This window comes from Herbaspirillum frisingense GSF30 (assembly GCF_000300975.2).
In the GTDB taxonomy this organism is placed as follows: Bacteria; Pseudomonadota; Gammaproteobacteria; order Burkholderiales; family Burkholderiaceae_D; genus Herbaspirillum; species Herbaspirillum frisingense.
Window position 1 is genome coordinate 17,807 of record NZ_AEEC02000028.1, and the last position, 13,905, is coordinate 31,711.

Consider the following 13,905-nt stretch of genomic DNA (forward strand, 5'->3'; position numbering starts at 1 on the left):
CGGGCGTGAAGGCGCTCTCCCTCGGGAGAGCGTGCTAACAACGGGAAGCATTCAGAAAGCAGAAAGAAAAAGCGCAGTTCCTTTCGGAACTGCGCTTTTTTGTTTTTTGGTGCTTAACAGCAGCACTGTGGAAGCCCGTGAACGTAACTTCATCCGCTCCTCCGGTCGGCGGATCCTCATCCTGACTGGGTAAACGCTCTAAAACAGGAATTTGGCCTTTAATTGCTCAGAGAAAGATGGTGGTACTGGAATGACGTAATTTTTTTGGTCCGCGTCATCCTGATAGTTGATCCCGGCATGATCGATACTCAAGGCCCGGTGACCCAAGGGGTTATCCCATTCGATCGTCAGGTATCTCCTGACCAGCACGTGTCCCGCTCTATCTAAGACCTTTATTTCAGCGACGTCAGGAGGATCATCGGCATACAACCCGCCATTGCCGGTGCCGCTGCCGCAAATGGTGATGATGTATTGCTGCCCTAGAATTTCCTTTGATCCGCCATTTAATCTTTCCGTGTAGTCGAACCTGCCGCAATCAACCTTGTGTCCTCCGGATAAGCCAAGATAGATCGCGAATATCAGGAAAGCCGAAACAAACATCAGGGTGGACCTACTCAGCATATGGGTGATCCGGCTTTGCAGGGACGGCTTAACGTACCGAGTTTGATCGTGATGGGAGTTTCCAGCTTATAAAGTTCAGGCTTACTGTAGATCATGAAATCTTCACCCTGGTCGTTGCGCGCCCTCCAATCATTGTAGGAGCGGTTGAATACAGGCCAATAAACATCCATCTCCACAAATTTCCTCAAAAAGGAACGTCGCGTGTCGATTGGCTTATCAAGCGGCTTTTGCGGAAAAGGTAGATAGTCCCAGTCCACTCTGTATTCTTCCTTCTTTCCGCCTTTCAGATGCATTTTCGCTGACGGATAATACTGACCAAGTAGCTCATTGGCAGCCATCACCAAAGAAGAAGTCATTCCATGCTTGTTCCAGTGACCGAGATACTGGCTATTTGCCGGGTCCTTGTCATTGAAAGAGTAGTTGTCCTTCAAATACACGTAGACATGGGTCATCCTGGCTTCCGCGTCCATACAGTACCGATAAGGATTCTGGCTGTAATCAAAATATCGCTGCCCCTGAACCTCAACTCTTCCTATCGCTACATACAGAAGAAAATTTCCTAGCGTCGCAGTTAAATCAGTCGGCGTCATCCAGTCCCAATCTGAGGTGTCAAACGTGCTTATTTTCTTTCGCTGGAAGTGCCAGTCAATATGAAACTGTCGGAGGTCTGAGTTGATGATCTCTGTCTCAAAGTTTAGGTTTGGCTTGGCACTTTGAGAACGCTGGAAGGCATCGCGAACCCGCCCAAGCAATTTACGCTCCACCAACGCGAGCGCCTTCTCGGAATAAATATCTGAGCGAAGCAACTCGTCTAATTTACTCTTGACGGCCTTATATCCAAGCACCCACCGCAGTGACACGATCGAGTCATCCAGCGGCTGTTCAGAATCAGGTTGATCGTTATAGACATGTGCTTGGCCAGAAAACCACCTTCTTGCCGCTTTGGCCGCGACTGGCCACCCCATTTTCTCCATCGCTGCCGGAATATCCTGAAGATCGAAGATCGCAAGCTTTTCCCGATCCTCCGCGTCGATATAGCGCTGTCGAAATAGAGAAATCCGCTTTTGCTGAGTCGCTGATTCCGGCCTACCAGGACTTCCCGGATTATTTTTTTCTTCGCGCGTTTTTTCCTTTCGTACGCTTCCCGGCGTCACATTGGGTAGTAGGCGGTCTGCTTTTGTAGCCGAGCCTGGTGGGAGCCGATCGAAGGAAATCGTTTGAAATGTATTGATGGGAACCGCGCCCGCCGAGCCCTTGTATAGCCGCCAGCGCGGACTTCGCAGAAGAGAACGTTCGATTACGTAATAAGGGACTTTCCTGACCTTTGCCATGTGACTCTCGAATGGGAAACGATGAGCCCGACATGCTAGCGTCCGAAATCGTGCTGATCTGCCGTCCAAAGAGCCAGCTTGACTGCACCATGCATCATTGCCGACGCACGATCTGGCAATAAAAAACCCCATGTCCGAAAACATGGGGTTTCTTCTTGCGGCTCTATACCGGAGTGAATTTCTCTTTTCTCAGCATTGCAGAGGAATATTAATTCACCCACTTGCGCGCATTACGGAACATGCGCATCCACGGCGAATCCTCGCCCCACGTATCCGGGTGCCAGGATTGGGTCACGGTGCGGAACACGCGTTCGGCGTGCGGCATCAGGACCGTGAAGCGGCCGTCCGGGGTGGTCACCGAGGTGATGCCTTGGGGCGAGCCGTTCGGGTTGAACGGATAGGCTTCGGTGGCTGCACCGCGATGGTCGACGTAGCGCATGGCGATGATGGCCTTGTCGATGTCGCCGGTCTGTGAGAAGTCGGCAAAACCTTCGCCGTGGGCGGTGGCGATCGGCGCCTGGGTGCCGGCCATGCCCTGCATGAAGATGGACGGCGAATCGGCTACTTCCACCATCACGAAACGCGCCTCGAACTGCTCGGACTTGTTGCGGGTGAACTTGGGCCAGGCTTCGGCACCCGGGATCATGGACTTCAGGTTGCTCATCATCTGGCAGCCGTTGCAGATCCCCAGCGAGAAGGTGTCCTGGCGCTGGAAGAAGCGCGAGAACTGCTCGGCCAGTTGGGCATTGAACAGGATGGTCTTGGCCCAACCTTCGCCGGCACCCAGCACGTCACCATAGGAGAAGCCGCCAACGGCAATGAAGCCCTTGAAGTCATCCAGCTTGGCGCGGTTGGCGATCAGGTCGCTCATGTGCACGTCCACGGCGGTGAAGCCGGCCTTGTGCATGGCGTAGGCGGTCTCGATGTGCGAGTTCACGCCCTGCTCGCGCAGGATGGCGACCTTGGGACGGGCAGCAGCCCCCAGCGACAGGTAGGGTGCGGCGATGTCTTCCTGCGGGTCGAACGTCAGCTTGGGCGTCATGCCGGGGTCGGCGGCGTCCAGCAGGCGTTCGTATTCGGCATCGGCACAGGCCGGGTTGTCGCGCAGACGGGCGATGCGCCAGCTGGTCTCGCTCCAGGTGCGGTGCAGCTCGGCACGCGGCTGGCTGTAGATGTTCTTGGCGTCGCGCATGAACTCGACCACGTCGCGGTCATTGGGCTTGCCGATGATGTGGCTGCAGGCGCCCAGGTTGTAGCTGCGCAGCACGTTCATGACATCCGACTTCTGCTCCGCCGGGACCTGGATCACGGCGCCCAGCTCTTCGCTGAACAGTGCACGCAGGGTCAGTTCATTGCGGCGCTCGGCCACTTGCGTGGTCCAGTTCTTGGAATCGCCCCAGTCGGCGGCATGCTCGCCTTCCATGGTCAGGATGTCGAGGTTGACCGAGATGCCGGTGTGGCCGGCAAAGGCCATTTCCACCAGGGTGCCGTACAGGCCGCCGTCGGAACGGTCATGGTAGGCCAGCAGACGCTCTTCGGAGTTCAGTTGCTGGATGGCGTTGAAGAAGGCCTTCAGGTCCTCGGCGCTATCCACGTCCGGGGTCTCGTTGCCGATCTGCTGCATGACTTGCGTCAGGGCCGAGGCGCCCATGCGGTTCTTGCCGCGACCCAGGTCGATCAGGATCAGGACGGTCTCGCCCTTGTCCTTGCGCAGTTGCGGCGTGAGCACGCGGCGCACGTCGGTCACCGGGGCGAACGAGGAGACGATCAGCGACACCGGCGAGGTCACCGACTTGGCGCCCTCTTCGTCGCTCCAGGTGCTGCGCATGGACAGCGAGTCCTTGCCCACGGGGATGGACACGCCCAGCGCCGGGCACAGCTCCATGCCGACGGCCTTGACGGTGTCGAACAGGGCGGCATCCTGGCCGGGCTGGCCGCAGGCTGCCATCCAGTTGGCCGACAACTTGATGTCGCCGATCTCGGCGATCGGGGCGGCGGCGATGTTGGTGATGGCTTCGCCGACGGCCATACGGCCCGAGGCCGGGGCGTCGATCACGGCCAGCGGAGTGCGTTCGCCCATGGCCATGGCCTCGCCGCGATAACCTTCCAGGCCCATGGCGGTCACGGCCACGTCAGCCACCGGCACCTGCCAGGGACCGACCATCTGGTCGCGCACGGTCATGGCGCCCACGCTACGGTCGCCAATGGTGATCAGGAAGGACTTGTCGGCCACGGCCGGCAGGCGCAGCACGCGCTGGGCCACTTCCACCAGGTCCATGCCGGTCAGGTCCACCGGCGGCAGTTGCTTCTCGACGTGCTTCACGTCGCGGTGCATCTTGGGCGGCTTGCCCAGCAGCACGTCCATGGGCATGTCCACGGGGCTGTTGTTGTGTTCGGGGTCGATCACCTTCAACTGGCGCTCTTCGGTGGCGGTACCGACCACGGCGAAGGGCGCGCGCTCGCGCTCGCACAGGTATTTGAAGAGATCCAGGTGTTCCGGCAGGATGGCCAGCACGTAGCGTTCCTGGGACTCGTTGCTCCAGATCTCGCGCGGGGCCAGGCCGCTTTCTTCCAGCGGTACCTTGCGCAGGTCGAACAGGGCGCCGCGCTTGGCGTCGTTGGTAATTTCCGGGAAGGCGTTGGACAGACCGCCCGCACCCACGTCGTGGATGGACTGGATGGGGTTCTCGTCACCCAGCGCCCAGCAGGCGTTGATGACTTCCTGGGCGCGACGCTCCATTTCCGGGTTGCCACGCTGGACCGAGTCGAAGTCCAGGTCGGCGGTGTTCACGCCGGTGGCCATCGAGGAAGCGGCGCCGCCGCCCATGCCGATGCGCATGCCGGGGCCACCCAGCTGGATCAGCAGGCTGCCCACCGGCAGGTCGTTCTTCCTGGTGTGCTTGGCCGAGATGTTGCCCATGCCGCCGGCGATCATGATGGGCTTGTGGTAACCCATCACCTGGCCGCCCACGTTCTGTTCGTAGGTACGGAAGTAGCCGCCCAGGTTGGGACGGCCGAATTCGTTGTTGAAGGCCGCGCCACCCAGCGGGCCGTCGATCATGATCTGCAGCGGCGAGGCGATGCGCTCGGGCTTGCCGTAGATACCGCCCTGGGCGTGGGCGTCGCGCTCGGCAGCCGGCTGGGCCACGTCACGGGCGTTTTCCCAGGGCTGCACGGCGTGGGTCACCATCAGGTTGGAGACGGTGAAACCGGTCAGGCCGGCCTTGGGCTTGGCACCACGGCCGGTCGCGCCTTCGTCGCGGATTTCACCGCCGGCGCCGGTGGAGGCACCGGGGAACGGCGAGATCGCGGTCGGGTGGTTGTGGGTTTCCACCTTCATCAGGATGTGGGTCAGCTCTTCCGAGGCCTCATAGACGTTGCCCTTGGTAGCGCCGCGCTGGTAGAAGCGCGAGATGCTGGCGCCCTCGATGACGGAAGAATTGTCCGAATACGCCACCACGGTGCCCTTGGGCGCCAGCTGGTGGGTGTTGCGGATCATGCCGAACAAGGACTTGTCCTGCACCTGGCCATCGACGGTCCAGTCGGCGTTGAAGATCTTGTGGCGGCAGTGCTCGCTGTTGGCCTGGGCGAACATCATCAGTTCGACATCGGTCGGATTGCGCTGCGCCTTGGTGAAGGCTGCCACCAGGTAATCGATCTCATCATCCGACAGGGCCAGGCCCAGTTCGGTATTGGCTGCTTCCAGGGCGGCACGGCCGCCGCCGATGACATCCACGCTCTCCAGCGGACGGGCCTGCAGTTCGGAGAACAGGCCGGCCGCTTCCTGCGGATCGCGCAGCACGGTCTCGGTCATGCGGTCATGCAGCAGCGCGGCCACGGCCGGCAGGCTGGCTTCGTTGAGCTTCTTGGCGCCGCCCAGCAGACCGGTCTTGACCTGCACGCGGAAGATGATGCCGCGCTCGACCCGGTGGATGTGGCTCATGCCGCAGTTGCGCACGATGTCGGTGGCCTTGCTGGCCCATGGCGAAATGGTGCCGAAACGCGGGATCACCACGAAGGCATCGCCCTCGTCGCTGCCGTTGAAGGGGTCGCCGTAGGTCAGCAGGCCGTTCAGGCGTGCCTCATCCTCCTGGGTCAATGCCTGCTGAGCATCGACGAAGTGCAGGTAGCGGCCGGATACGCCGGTAATGGCGGCGTCCACTGCTTGCAATTGGGTCAAAAGGCGTTGGGTACGGAAAGCGGAAAGGGCATTGGAGCCCGGCAGGATCAGCATGGCGAGGTCGAGGCAGTTAGCTTGAATCGGGAAAACCGTCGCAGCATCGCGGCAGGGACCGGTCCACCGACACCGGCCGCACCCTCGGATGTTGCACCGCACTAGGTAAAAACGTGCAGTTTCGGGTACGGCGGACTGATGGATCGTGCGCGCGTTTGCTGGCAGAGCCGGCATTATACAGTGGACGCCGGTCCCCGTCCCAGGCAAAGCGAGCAGTTGGCTGCGCTAGCCGACGACGTCACGGGCCTCGCCGGCTGCCCGTGGGGAAATCTGGGGACATCCGTGTCATCGGTCGCCCGGCGCCGTGCGTTGTCCTTGGAAGTAAGCAGATTGTCCTATGGTGATGGCCAGAATGTGGCTTTGCGGCAATATCCGAACGACAAGGAAATTTCGCGGTATCATTCGGCCCGCATCGGAAACGGCCTGCCGCCACTGCGCGCTCAGGCCACGCGGCGCGGCAGGCAGCCCGCGGCACACCAGCATGCAGAACCGATGACCATGACCACAGCGGCCTGGCCGCTTCCAAGACAAACAGAGTGAACAGCACACATCGACAGATCGCCGTCATCGGCGGGGGACTTTCAGGGATTTGCAGCGCCTACTTCCTGGCCGCCAAGGGCTACCAGGTGGCCGTCATCGAGCGCCGCGCGCACGTGGCCGAGGAAGCCACCTTCGGCGACTCCGGCCTGCTGGCGCCGGGGGCCGCCATGCCCCTGACCCTGCCGGGTGCCATGGCCACCTTTGCCTGCCGTTTCCAGGACGAGCCACGGGTGCTGCTGGCCTCGGGTGCCGACTTCGGCCGGCGCCGCTGGATGCGCCAGACGCGCCAGGCACAACAGCACGAGTTCGCCGAGAATAAGCTGCGACTGTCGCGCCTGTCGGCCTACGGCCAGGGCCTGACCCTGCAATTGCAGGCGCACCACAACATGGAGCACGAAAACGGCAACGGTGTACTCCACCTGTTCCGCCAGCCAGCCGAGGCGGCGCGCATGCCCCACCTGCAGGAAGCCGCCCAGCAATGCGAGTTCAAGCACCAGACCCTGGATGCGGCGGCGATCCGCACCCTGGAGCCGGCCTTTTCCTCGGAGGCCAAGCTGGCCGGCGCGCTCTACTATCCCGACGACATGGCCGGCAATTGCGTGCTGTTTGCCAAGCAGATGCGTAATGCCGCGCAGGAGCTGGGGGTGAGCTTCCATTTCGATTCCACCGTCCGGACCTTGAGCGCCGACTTCGGCGGCCGCGTGTCCTTGCTGCTGGAGTCACCCCACCTGGCCTCGCACATGCAGGTCGACGCCGTGGTGGTGGCCGCCGGCATGTCCAGCGCCCGGTTGCTGCAGCCGCTGGACACGGTGCTCCCTTTGCGGGCGCTGCAAAGCTATTCGGCGCTGGTGCCGGTCAAGAATCCGGACGATGCGCCCAGCATGGCGCTCTACGACGACAGCTACAAGGTCGCCATGACGCGACTGGGCGGACGCATCCGCATCAGTGGCCTGCTGGGCTTCGTACCGCCCTCGCAGACGCTGCCGCCCAAGGCCCTGCGCAACCTGCTCAAGATCGCCGGTGACTACTACCCCAATGCCGCCAACTACAACCAGGCCCATTTCTGGAGCAATTCCATGGCCCTGCTGCCGCACGGCCTGCCGGTACTGGGTCCGACGCGGCAGGGCAATGTCTTCGTCAACGTCGGTCACGGCGCCACGGGCTGGGCCGCCACGGTGGGCTCGGCACGCCTGCTGAGCGACCTGATGGCCGGCGAGGAACCGGAAATCCCGACCGACGGGCTGCTGCCGCGCGATCTGCTGGGCTGACCGCGCCAGAACGAGGTTTAGCGCTTTTTAGCGCTTCATGGCGTCGTAGAAATTTTCATGCGAGCCGAGGCTCAGCAATACCACTTCCTGTGGGCTCTTCTTGTTCGGCTGCAAGCGATACGCCAGCAAGGTTTCTTGCTTGTTGATCTTGAACTTGTAGACGAATACCCCTGCCAGATCGCCCTTTTTTTCTACGCCGATGGCTGGATCGGTCGCAATCGCCATGACGGCCTGGTCAACTACCTTTTTGTCTCTCGCGTGCAGTCTCTTGACGACACGATCAAACGAGGGGGTGCTGAGAATGCTCAACACCATCACACCCCAAAGCGATATTCGGAAAGTTGGCCGGCATCAGCCTCCGCCACCGCCACCAAGGTGCTTTTGATGAACTGAACCGGCAGATCGGGATTGTCTTCGACGGCCTTGCCCAGACGCGCCCAGTATTCAATCTGCTTTGGCACAGAGCGGTGTTCAGCAGCTGCGCGAGGCTTCGCCATATCGACCAGCTCATCCGAAAGTTTCATTGCAATAGCCATATCAGCTCCTTGATATCAGGGTTTTATTGCGCATCACTATGCAACCCTTTGCAACCTTTTGCAACCCCGACCAACATCAGGCCGAACAGGCCATCCTCTGCAGCAAGGTATGGCACAGAGTCCTACAGAGTCCCCCCAGATCCAGCCATCAAGCCCGTTTTTTACGACGTCCTGGCCAGCGCATCAGTCACGACGACCGAGCCTCATTTGAGCGCGCCGATTTTTTTCATCTGAGACGGTTCTGCGCCAAGACCCTAATTCACTTAAAATCGACACCGTTGCGCCGGCATCCTGCCTGACGGCCGACGCAAGCTGCCCTTCGTGGCACTGCTGCGCCCTGCCTGAGCTTCACTTCATCCATCCAGCTGTCCAACGAATGCACCAGCGACCACGATCATGAGCGCGCTCCACTCCGTTGCCGAGATCCGCCAAGTCGAACAACAGGCCCTGTCCGCCCTGCCCCCTTACACCCTGATGCAACGTGCCGGCGCCGCCATTGCCGAGCTGGCGCAGCAATTGCTGTGCTCGGCCACGGTGTCATCGCCGTCTGTCCTGGTGCTGGCCGGCCCGGGCAACAACGGCGGCGACGCGCTGGAGGCGGCCTGGCTGCTGGAAGAAGCGGGGATCGAAGTCAGCGTGCAATTGCATGCCGACGAAAGCCGCCAGCCAGAAGATGCGCGGCGTGCACTGGCCCGCGTGCGCGAAGCCGAAATCCAGTTCATCGACGATCTGAGCGACACCGCCTTGCGCGCCCAGTCCTGGGCGCTGGTGATCGACGGCCTGTTCGGCATCGGCCTGGCACGCCCGCCCGGCCCCAGGCTGCGGCCCATCATCGACTACATCAACAGCCTGCGCTGTCCGGTGCTGTCCATCGATGTTCCCAGCGGCCTGAATGCCGATACCGGCAGCATCGTCGGCGGACGTGAGGGACTGGCCGTGCAGGCCACCCATACCATTACCTTCATCTCCGACAAGCCCGGTCTGCACACCTGTGATGGCAGCGACCATAGCGGCCATATCGTGCTGGAACCGCTGGAGATCGACGATAGCCATTTCCCGCCAGCCCGCGCCTTCCTCAACGGACCACAATGCTTCGCCACCGCGCTCAAGCCGCGTGCCAACAACAGCCACAAGGGCAGCTATGGCGATGTCATCGTGGTGGGTGGTGCACGCGGCATGGCCGGTGCGCCGGTGCTGGCTGCGCGCACGGCGGCCTTCAGCGGTGCCGGGCGGGTCTATGTGGCCTTCGTCGACGAAGGTCCGGCCTATGACGACAAGCACCCGGAACTGATGTTCCGCCTGGCCGACCGGGTCGAGTTCGGTGCCAGCGCGGCGCTGGTGATCGGCCCCGGCATGGGCACCTCGCGCCATGCGCATGACATCCTGGCGCGCGCACTGGACAGCGAGGCCGACATCGTCATCGATGCCGATGCCCTGAACCTGATCTCGGCCGAACCGTCCCTGCAGCACAAGCTGCACCGACGCCACCAGGCCGGTGCCGAGATCACCAGCATCATCACGCCCCATCCGCTGGAGGCGGCCCGCCTGCTCGACAGCAGCACCCAGCAGATCCAGCAGAACCGCCCGCAGGCAGCGCGCCTGCTGGCCCGCCAGTTCAACGCCATCACCGTGCTCAAGGGCGCGGGGACGGTCATCGCCTTCCCCGATGGCGAAATCCTCATCAACCCCAGCGGCAACCCGGCGCTCTCCACTGCCGGTACCGGCGACGTCCTCTCGGGCCTGTGTGGTGCGCTGCTGGCGCAAGGCTGGCCGACCCGCGCCGCTGCCCTGGCTGCCACCTGGATCCACGGCGCCGCCGCCGATCAGCTGGTGGGTGCAGGACTGGGCCCGGTGGGGCTGACCGCAAGCGAATTCATTCCCGCCATCCGGGCGGTGTTCAACCAGATCATCCGAGACCATGTCCAGCGCCGTCCTGCCGCATCCCCGCATCGCCCCCAGCCATAAGCTGGGCATCCTGTTTCTCATCGCCGGGCTGTGGACGCTGTCGCTACTGGATACCGCAGGCAAGCTGCTGGCCCTGGCCGGCTACCACGTGGTGATGATTGCCTGGATGCGCTACACCATCAATCTGCTGTTCATGGCCGTGACCCTGGCGCCGCTGTACCAGCGCCGGCACGGGCGCAGCATCCTGCGGTCCAACCGGCTCGGCCTGCAACTGGGGCGCGGTGCGCTGCTGCTGGCGTCGACGCTGATCTTCTTTTCGGTCCTGAAGATCGTGCCGCTGGCTGAAGGGACTGCCATGAATTTCTGTGCACCCCTGATCGTGCTGGCGATCTCACCCTGGCTACTGGGCGAACGCAGCTATCTCTCGCGCTGGATCGCGGTGCTGGTCGGTTTTACGGGCATGTTGATCGTGATCCGCCCCAGTGGCGACATTCCACCGCACGGGGTGGCGCTGGGGCTGGTGTCGGCACTGACGATGGCATTCATGTCCATCCTCAACCGCAAGGCCAGCCAGGCCGACAATCCCATGGTGACGCTGTTCTACGGTGCGCTGGTGGGCAGCGTGCTGTCGACGCTGATGGTGCCTTTCTTCTGGAGCGCCCATACGCCGACCGCCATCGAGCTGGCGATCCTGGTGTCCACCGGCATTACCAGCACCATCGGCCACTTCCTGCAGAACACCGCCTACCGGCATGCCGAAGCCTCGGTGCTGACGCCCTTCTTCTATGCCCAGATCATCTCGGCCTCGGGCATGGGCTGGCTGGTGTTCGGGCAATTCCCCGACAGCATCACGGTGCTGGGCATCGCCATCATCTGCGCCAGCGGGATCGGCATCGCCTATATCGAGCACAAACGCGCCCATCCGCTGCCGCCGGCCGATCCGATGGAAGCGGTCTGAGCAGGCTCAGAGCAGGCGTCCGGCCGCGATGGTCAGGGTGCGCTCACAACGCGCGGCGATGCCGTTGTCGTGGGTGACCAGCACCAGGGTGGAGCCGCGTTCGCGGTTCAGTTCAAACATCAACTGGATGACCGATTCGCCGGTGGCCGCGTCCAGGCTGCCGGTGGGCTCGTCGGCGAACAGCAGCGGCGGTTCGGTGACGAAGGCGCGGGCCAGCGCCACGCGCTGCTGCTCGCCCCCGGAGAGGTACTTGGGATAATGCTTCAGGCGGCTGCCCAGGCCGACCCGGCCCAGCATCTGCTCGGCCTTGGCGCGGGCCTGGCCATCGCCGCGCAGCTCCAGCGGCAGCATGACGTTTTCCAGGGCGTTCAAGTGCCCGAGCAACTGGAAGGACTGGAACACGAAGCCCAGCTTGCGCTTGCGCAGCAACGCCCGGCCGTCTTCATCGAGGGCGTAGATGTCTTCGCCATCGAGCCGCACGGAACCTTCGCTGGGGGTATCCAGTCCAGCCAGCAGGCCCAGCAAGGTGGACTTGCCGGAGCCGGAGGCGCCGACGATGGCCACCGTGGTACCGGCGGCCACGGTAAAATCGATGTCGCTCAAGATAGTCAAACGCCCACCGGGTGCGGCGACATCGGCAACATGTTTGGATAACTGAAGGACTTCAATGGCTGCAACGACGGCGGATTGTGCGGTATCGGTATCAGTATCGGGAAGGGAAGCAGGCATGCAGGGCAATCAGGCAAGGGGGGCCGGGAGGGGCGCGGCGCGCACCAGCGTAATGGGCTGGCTGCTGCGGCTACTGGCGGGCGTCGCCCTGGTGCTGGCGACGGCGAGCGCTTATTCTGCCCCAAAAAACCTGCTTGTGCTCGGTGACAGCCTGTCGGCCGAATATGGCCTGCAACGCGGCACCGGCTGGACCGGGCTGCTGCAGCAACGGCTGCAGCAGGACAAATCGGAACTGCGGGTGGTCAACGCCAGCATCAGCGGCGACACCACCATCGGCGGACGCAATCGCCTGCCGGCGCTGATGACGCAGCACCAGCCGGACATCCTGGTGATCGAACTGGGCGCCAACGACGCGCTGCGCGGCCTGCCGCTCAAGACCAGCCAGGACAACCTGCAGGCCATGATCGACCTGGCCCGCCAGCAAAAGGCCAAGGTGCTGCTGATCGGCATGCAGATTCCGCCCAATTACGGCCCGGACTACACGCGCCGCTTCGCCGCGATGTACCAGGACCTGGCCAAGGCCAACAAGGTGGCGCTGGTACCGTTCTTCTTCGAGGGCATTGCCGCCGACCTGTCGCTGTTCCAGGCTGACCGCATCCACCCCAACGAACAAGCCCAGCCCAGGCTGCTGGACAATGTCTGGCCACACCTGAAGCCGCTGCTGGGCAAGAAGTAGATCCCCCGCCCTGAAAGCCGAAGCCCCTGCCGCCGTCACCGGCGCCAGGGGCTTCGTTCATCCAGGAGAAGAACCGGACAGCTACGCCTCAATGGCGCGCGTACAGGTCCAGGAAACGGCGCAGCAGCCCGGTCGATTGCGGGGTTGCACTGACCTTTTCGCACAGGGCCTGGGCGTCGATGCCGCAGCCACGGTAGATGTCGGTGTAGTAGCGCAGGTGGGCGCGCACGAACTCGGGCGAAAACTCCGGGTGGAACTGGGTCGAGTAGACGTTGTGCTTGTGCTTGATCACGTGGTGCGGGTCCATCGGCGAACGGGCCATGACGATGGCGTCCTTGGGCGGCCGCAGCACCGACTGCATATGCAGCATGTGCGCCGGGAAGGCCTCTGGCAGCACGCCCAGCAATTCATCCTGACGGCAGCATTCCAGCGTTTCCACGTGCATGGTGCCAGCAGCCCGGCCGGCCGGGTTGTAGCCGACTTCACCGCCGAAGGCATGGGTCAGCAGCTGGTGGCCGTAGCAGATGCCGAACATCGGCGTATCCAGGTCGGCGGCGTCGCGGATCCATTCGGCGGTGCGCTCGCTCCAGTCTTCCTTGTCGGTCACCATGGCCGGCGAACCGGTGATGAAGACGGCCCGATAGCTGCGCGGGCAGGACGGGCGCTCCCCTTCATAGACGGTCACGACTTCGATTTCGGTGTGGCACAGACCGGCGGCGCAACCTATCTGGTCGGCATAACCACCATAGTTGGTCTTGAGGGCAGGATTGGCATCGCCGGTTTGGATGATCAGGACTGGGGCAGGCATAAAAACGTGGTCGGTATTCAGGGCAAAACATGGCATCGGAAGCATTCCTTGTGGGAAATACACCGAGCAATGCCTTCGAACTTCGACTGGAGGCAGCGACAACTTTACGGCAGCCGTTTATTCCAAAAACGGCGCAAGATGGCATGCGGATGACATTATTTTCACTTCATCAGCACAATATGTGCATTTTCTCGCTGAGTGAAAACTGACCGGGACTGACAAGATCAGCCGAAATCCCGAGGGATAAAAACAGAGAAAGGTCCATCCCCGAACCCTGCTCTTTTGTGCATCCCCGCCTG

General features: G+C 62.2%; 12 protein-coding genes. 5 read left to right on the forward strand and 7 right to left on the reverse strand.

Translation table 11 applies throughout. The features are described from left to right. Positions 1-198: 198 nt before the first annotated feature. The 3 genes from HFRIS_RS17645 to purL all read right to left on the reverse strand — a co-directional run bounded on the left by HFRIS_RS17645 (position 199) and on the right by purL (position 6,186). The gene (locus HFRIS_RS17645; protein WP_006712624.1) at positions 199-621 is read right to left on the reverse strand and encodes a hypothetical protein; all 423 of its coding nucleotides are present in this window, start codon (positions 619-621) and stop codon (positions 199-201) included. Next, positions 615-1,952 carry a DUF6402 family protein gene (locus tag HFRIS_RS17650; RefSeq protein WP_039876265.1) on the reverse strand — a complete coding sequence of 446 codons (1,338 nt, stop codon included), beginning with the start codon at positions 1,950-1,952 and terminating at the stop codon, positions 615-617. The genes HFRIS_RS17645 and HFRIS_RS17650 overlap by 7 nt, the downstream gene beginning before the upstream one ends. A gap of 208 nt (positions 1,953-2,160) precedes the next feature. Next, positions 2,161-6,186, reverse strand: coding sequence for a phosphoribosylformylglycinamidine synthase (gene purL, locus HFRIS_RS17655; protein ID WP_006712626.1), 4,026 nt, complete (start codon positions 6,184-6,186; stop codon positions 2,161-2,163). 536 nt (positions 6,187-6,722) lie between these two features. Between purL and HFRIS_RS17660 the strand changes: the two genes are divergently transcribed. Next, entirely contained in the window at positions 6,723-7,994 is a 1,272-nt protein-coding gene (locus HFRIS_RS17660) for an FAD-dependent oxidoreductase (protein ID WP_006712627.1), read from the forward strand. Between the two features lie 27 nt (positions 7,995-8,021). On the opposite strand, the gene HFRIS_RS17665 is transcribed toward HFRIS_RS17660, so the two are convergent. Then, on the reverse strand, positions 8,022-8,309 hold the full coding sequence (locus HFRIS_RS17665; protein WP_039876269.1) for a type II toxin-antitoxin system RelE/ParE family toxin: 288 nt from the start codon (positions 8,307-8,309) through the stop codon (positions 8,022-8,024). Further along, positions 8,309-8,530, reverse strand: a complete 222-nt coding sequence (locus HFRIS_RS17670) for a TA system antitoxin ParD family protein (RefSeq protein ID WP_039876271.1) — start codon at positions 8,528-8,530, stop codon at positions 8,309-8,311. Before HFRIS_RS17670 ends, HFRIS_RS17665 begins: the two co-directional genes overlap by 1 nt. Before the next feature lie 396 nt (positions 8,531-8,926). Between HFRIS_RS17670 and HFRIS_RS17675 the strand changes: the two genes are divergently transcribed. Continuing rightward, positions 8,927-10,495 (forward strand): bifunctional ADP-dependent NAD(P)H-hydrate dehydratase/NAD(P)H-hydrate epimerase, encoded by a 1,569-nt coding sequence (locus HFRIS_RS17675; RefSeq protein WP_006712630.1) that lies wholly within the window; start codon positions 8,927-8,929, stop codon positions 10,493-10,495. Then, positions 10,449-11,393, forward strand: a complete 945-nt coding sequence (locus tag HFRIS_RS17680; RefSeq protein ID WP_006712631.1) for a DMT family transporter — start codon at positions 10,449-10,451, stop codon at positions 11,391-11,393. Before HFRIS_RS17675 ends, HFRIS_RS17680 begins: the two co-directional genes overlap by 47 nt. Positions 11,394-11,399: 6 nt before the next feature. On the opposite strand, the gene HFRIS_RS17685 is transcribed toward HFRIS_RS17680, so the two are convergent. After that, positions 11,400-12,122, reverse strand: a complete 723-nt coding sequence (locus HFRIS_RS17685; protein ID WP_039876274.1) for an ABC transporter ATP-binding protein — start codon at positions 12,120-12,122, stop codon at positions 11,400-11,402. Between the two features lie 52 nt (positions 12,123-12,174). On the opposite strand from HFRIS_RS17685, the gene HFRIS_RS17690 reads away from it, so the two are divergent. After that, positions 12,175-12,798: an arylesterase gene (locus HFRIS_RS17690; RefSeq protein ID WP_006712633.1), complete on the forward strand. Its 624-nt coding sequence runs from the start codon at positions 12,175-12,177 to the stop codon at positions 12,796-12,798. Between the two features lie 88 nt (positions 12,799-12,886). Here HFRIS_RS17690 and HFRIS_RS17695 read toward each other — a convergent pair whose 3' ends face one another. After that, positions 12,887-13,606, reverse strand: coding sequence for a glutamine amidotransferase (locus tag HFRIS_RS17695; protein ID WP_039876277.1), 720 nt, complete (start codon positions 13,604-13,606; stop codon positions 12,887-12,889). Positions 13,607-13,635: 29 nt separating this feature from the next. Between HFRIS_RS17695 and HFRIS_RS25470 the strand changes: the two genes are divergently transcribed. Further along, the gene (locus tag HFRIS_RS25470; protein ID WP_161625984.1) at positions 13,636-13,815 is read left to right on the forward strand and encodes a hypothetical protein; all 180 of its coding nucleotides are present in this window, start codon (positions 13,636-13,638) and stop codon (positions 13,813-13,815) included. Positions 13,816-13,905 lie beyond the last annotated feature (90 nt).

What these genes read in the sequence shown, in the direction of transcription:
- HFRIS_RS25470 (WP_161625984.1), top strand. Translation starts at nt 13,636, where the DNA reads ATGGCATCGGAAGCATTCCTTGTGGGAAATACACCGAGCAATGCCTTC.
- HFRIS_RS17680 (WP_006712631.1), top strand. Translation starts at nt 10,449, where the DNA reads ATGTCCAGCGCCGTCCTGCCGCATCCCCGCATCGCCCCCAGCCATAAG.
- HFRIS_RS17650 (WP_039876265.1), bottom strand. Translation starts at nt 1,952, where the DNA reads ATGGCAAAGGTCAGGAAAGTCCCTTATTACGTAATCGAACGTTCTCTT.
- HFRIS_RS17645 (WP_006712624.1), bottom strand. Translation starts at nt 621, where the DNA reads ATGCTGAGTAGGTCCACCCTGATGTTTGTTTCGGCTTTCCTGATATTC.
- purL (WP_006712626.1), bottom strand. Translation starts at nt 6,186, where the DNA reads ATGCTGATCCTGCCGGGCTCCAATGCCCTTTCCGCTTTCCGTACCCAA.
- HFRIS_RS17670 (WP_039876271.1), bottom strand. Translation starts at nt 8,530, where the DNA reads ATGGCTATTGCAATGAAACTTTCGGATGAGCTGGTCGATATGGCGAAG.
- HFRIS_RS17685 (WP_039876274.1), bottom strand. Translation starts at nt 12,122, where the DNA reads ATGCCTGCTTCCCTTCCCGATACTGATACCGATACCGCACAATCCGCC.
- HFRIS_RS17675 (WP_006712630.1), top strand. Translation starts at nt 8,927, where the DNA reads ATGAGCGCGCTCCACTCCGTTGCCGAGATCCGCCAAGTCGAACAACAG.
- HFRIS_RS17695 (WP_039876277.1), bottom strand. Translation starts at nt 13,606, where the DNA reads ATGCCTGCCCCAGTCCTGATCATCCAAACCGGCGATGCCAATCCTGCC.
- HFRIS_RS17690 (WP_006712633.1), top strand. Translation starts at nt 12,175, where the DNA reads ATGGGCTGGCTGCTGCGGCTACTGGCGGGCGTCGCCCTGGTGCTGGCG.
- HFRIS_RS17665 (WP_039876269.1), bottom strand. Translation starts at nt 8,309, where the DNA reads ATGGTGTTGAGCATTCTCAGCACCCCCTCGTTTGATCGTGTCGTCAAG.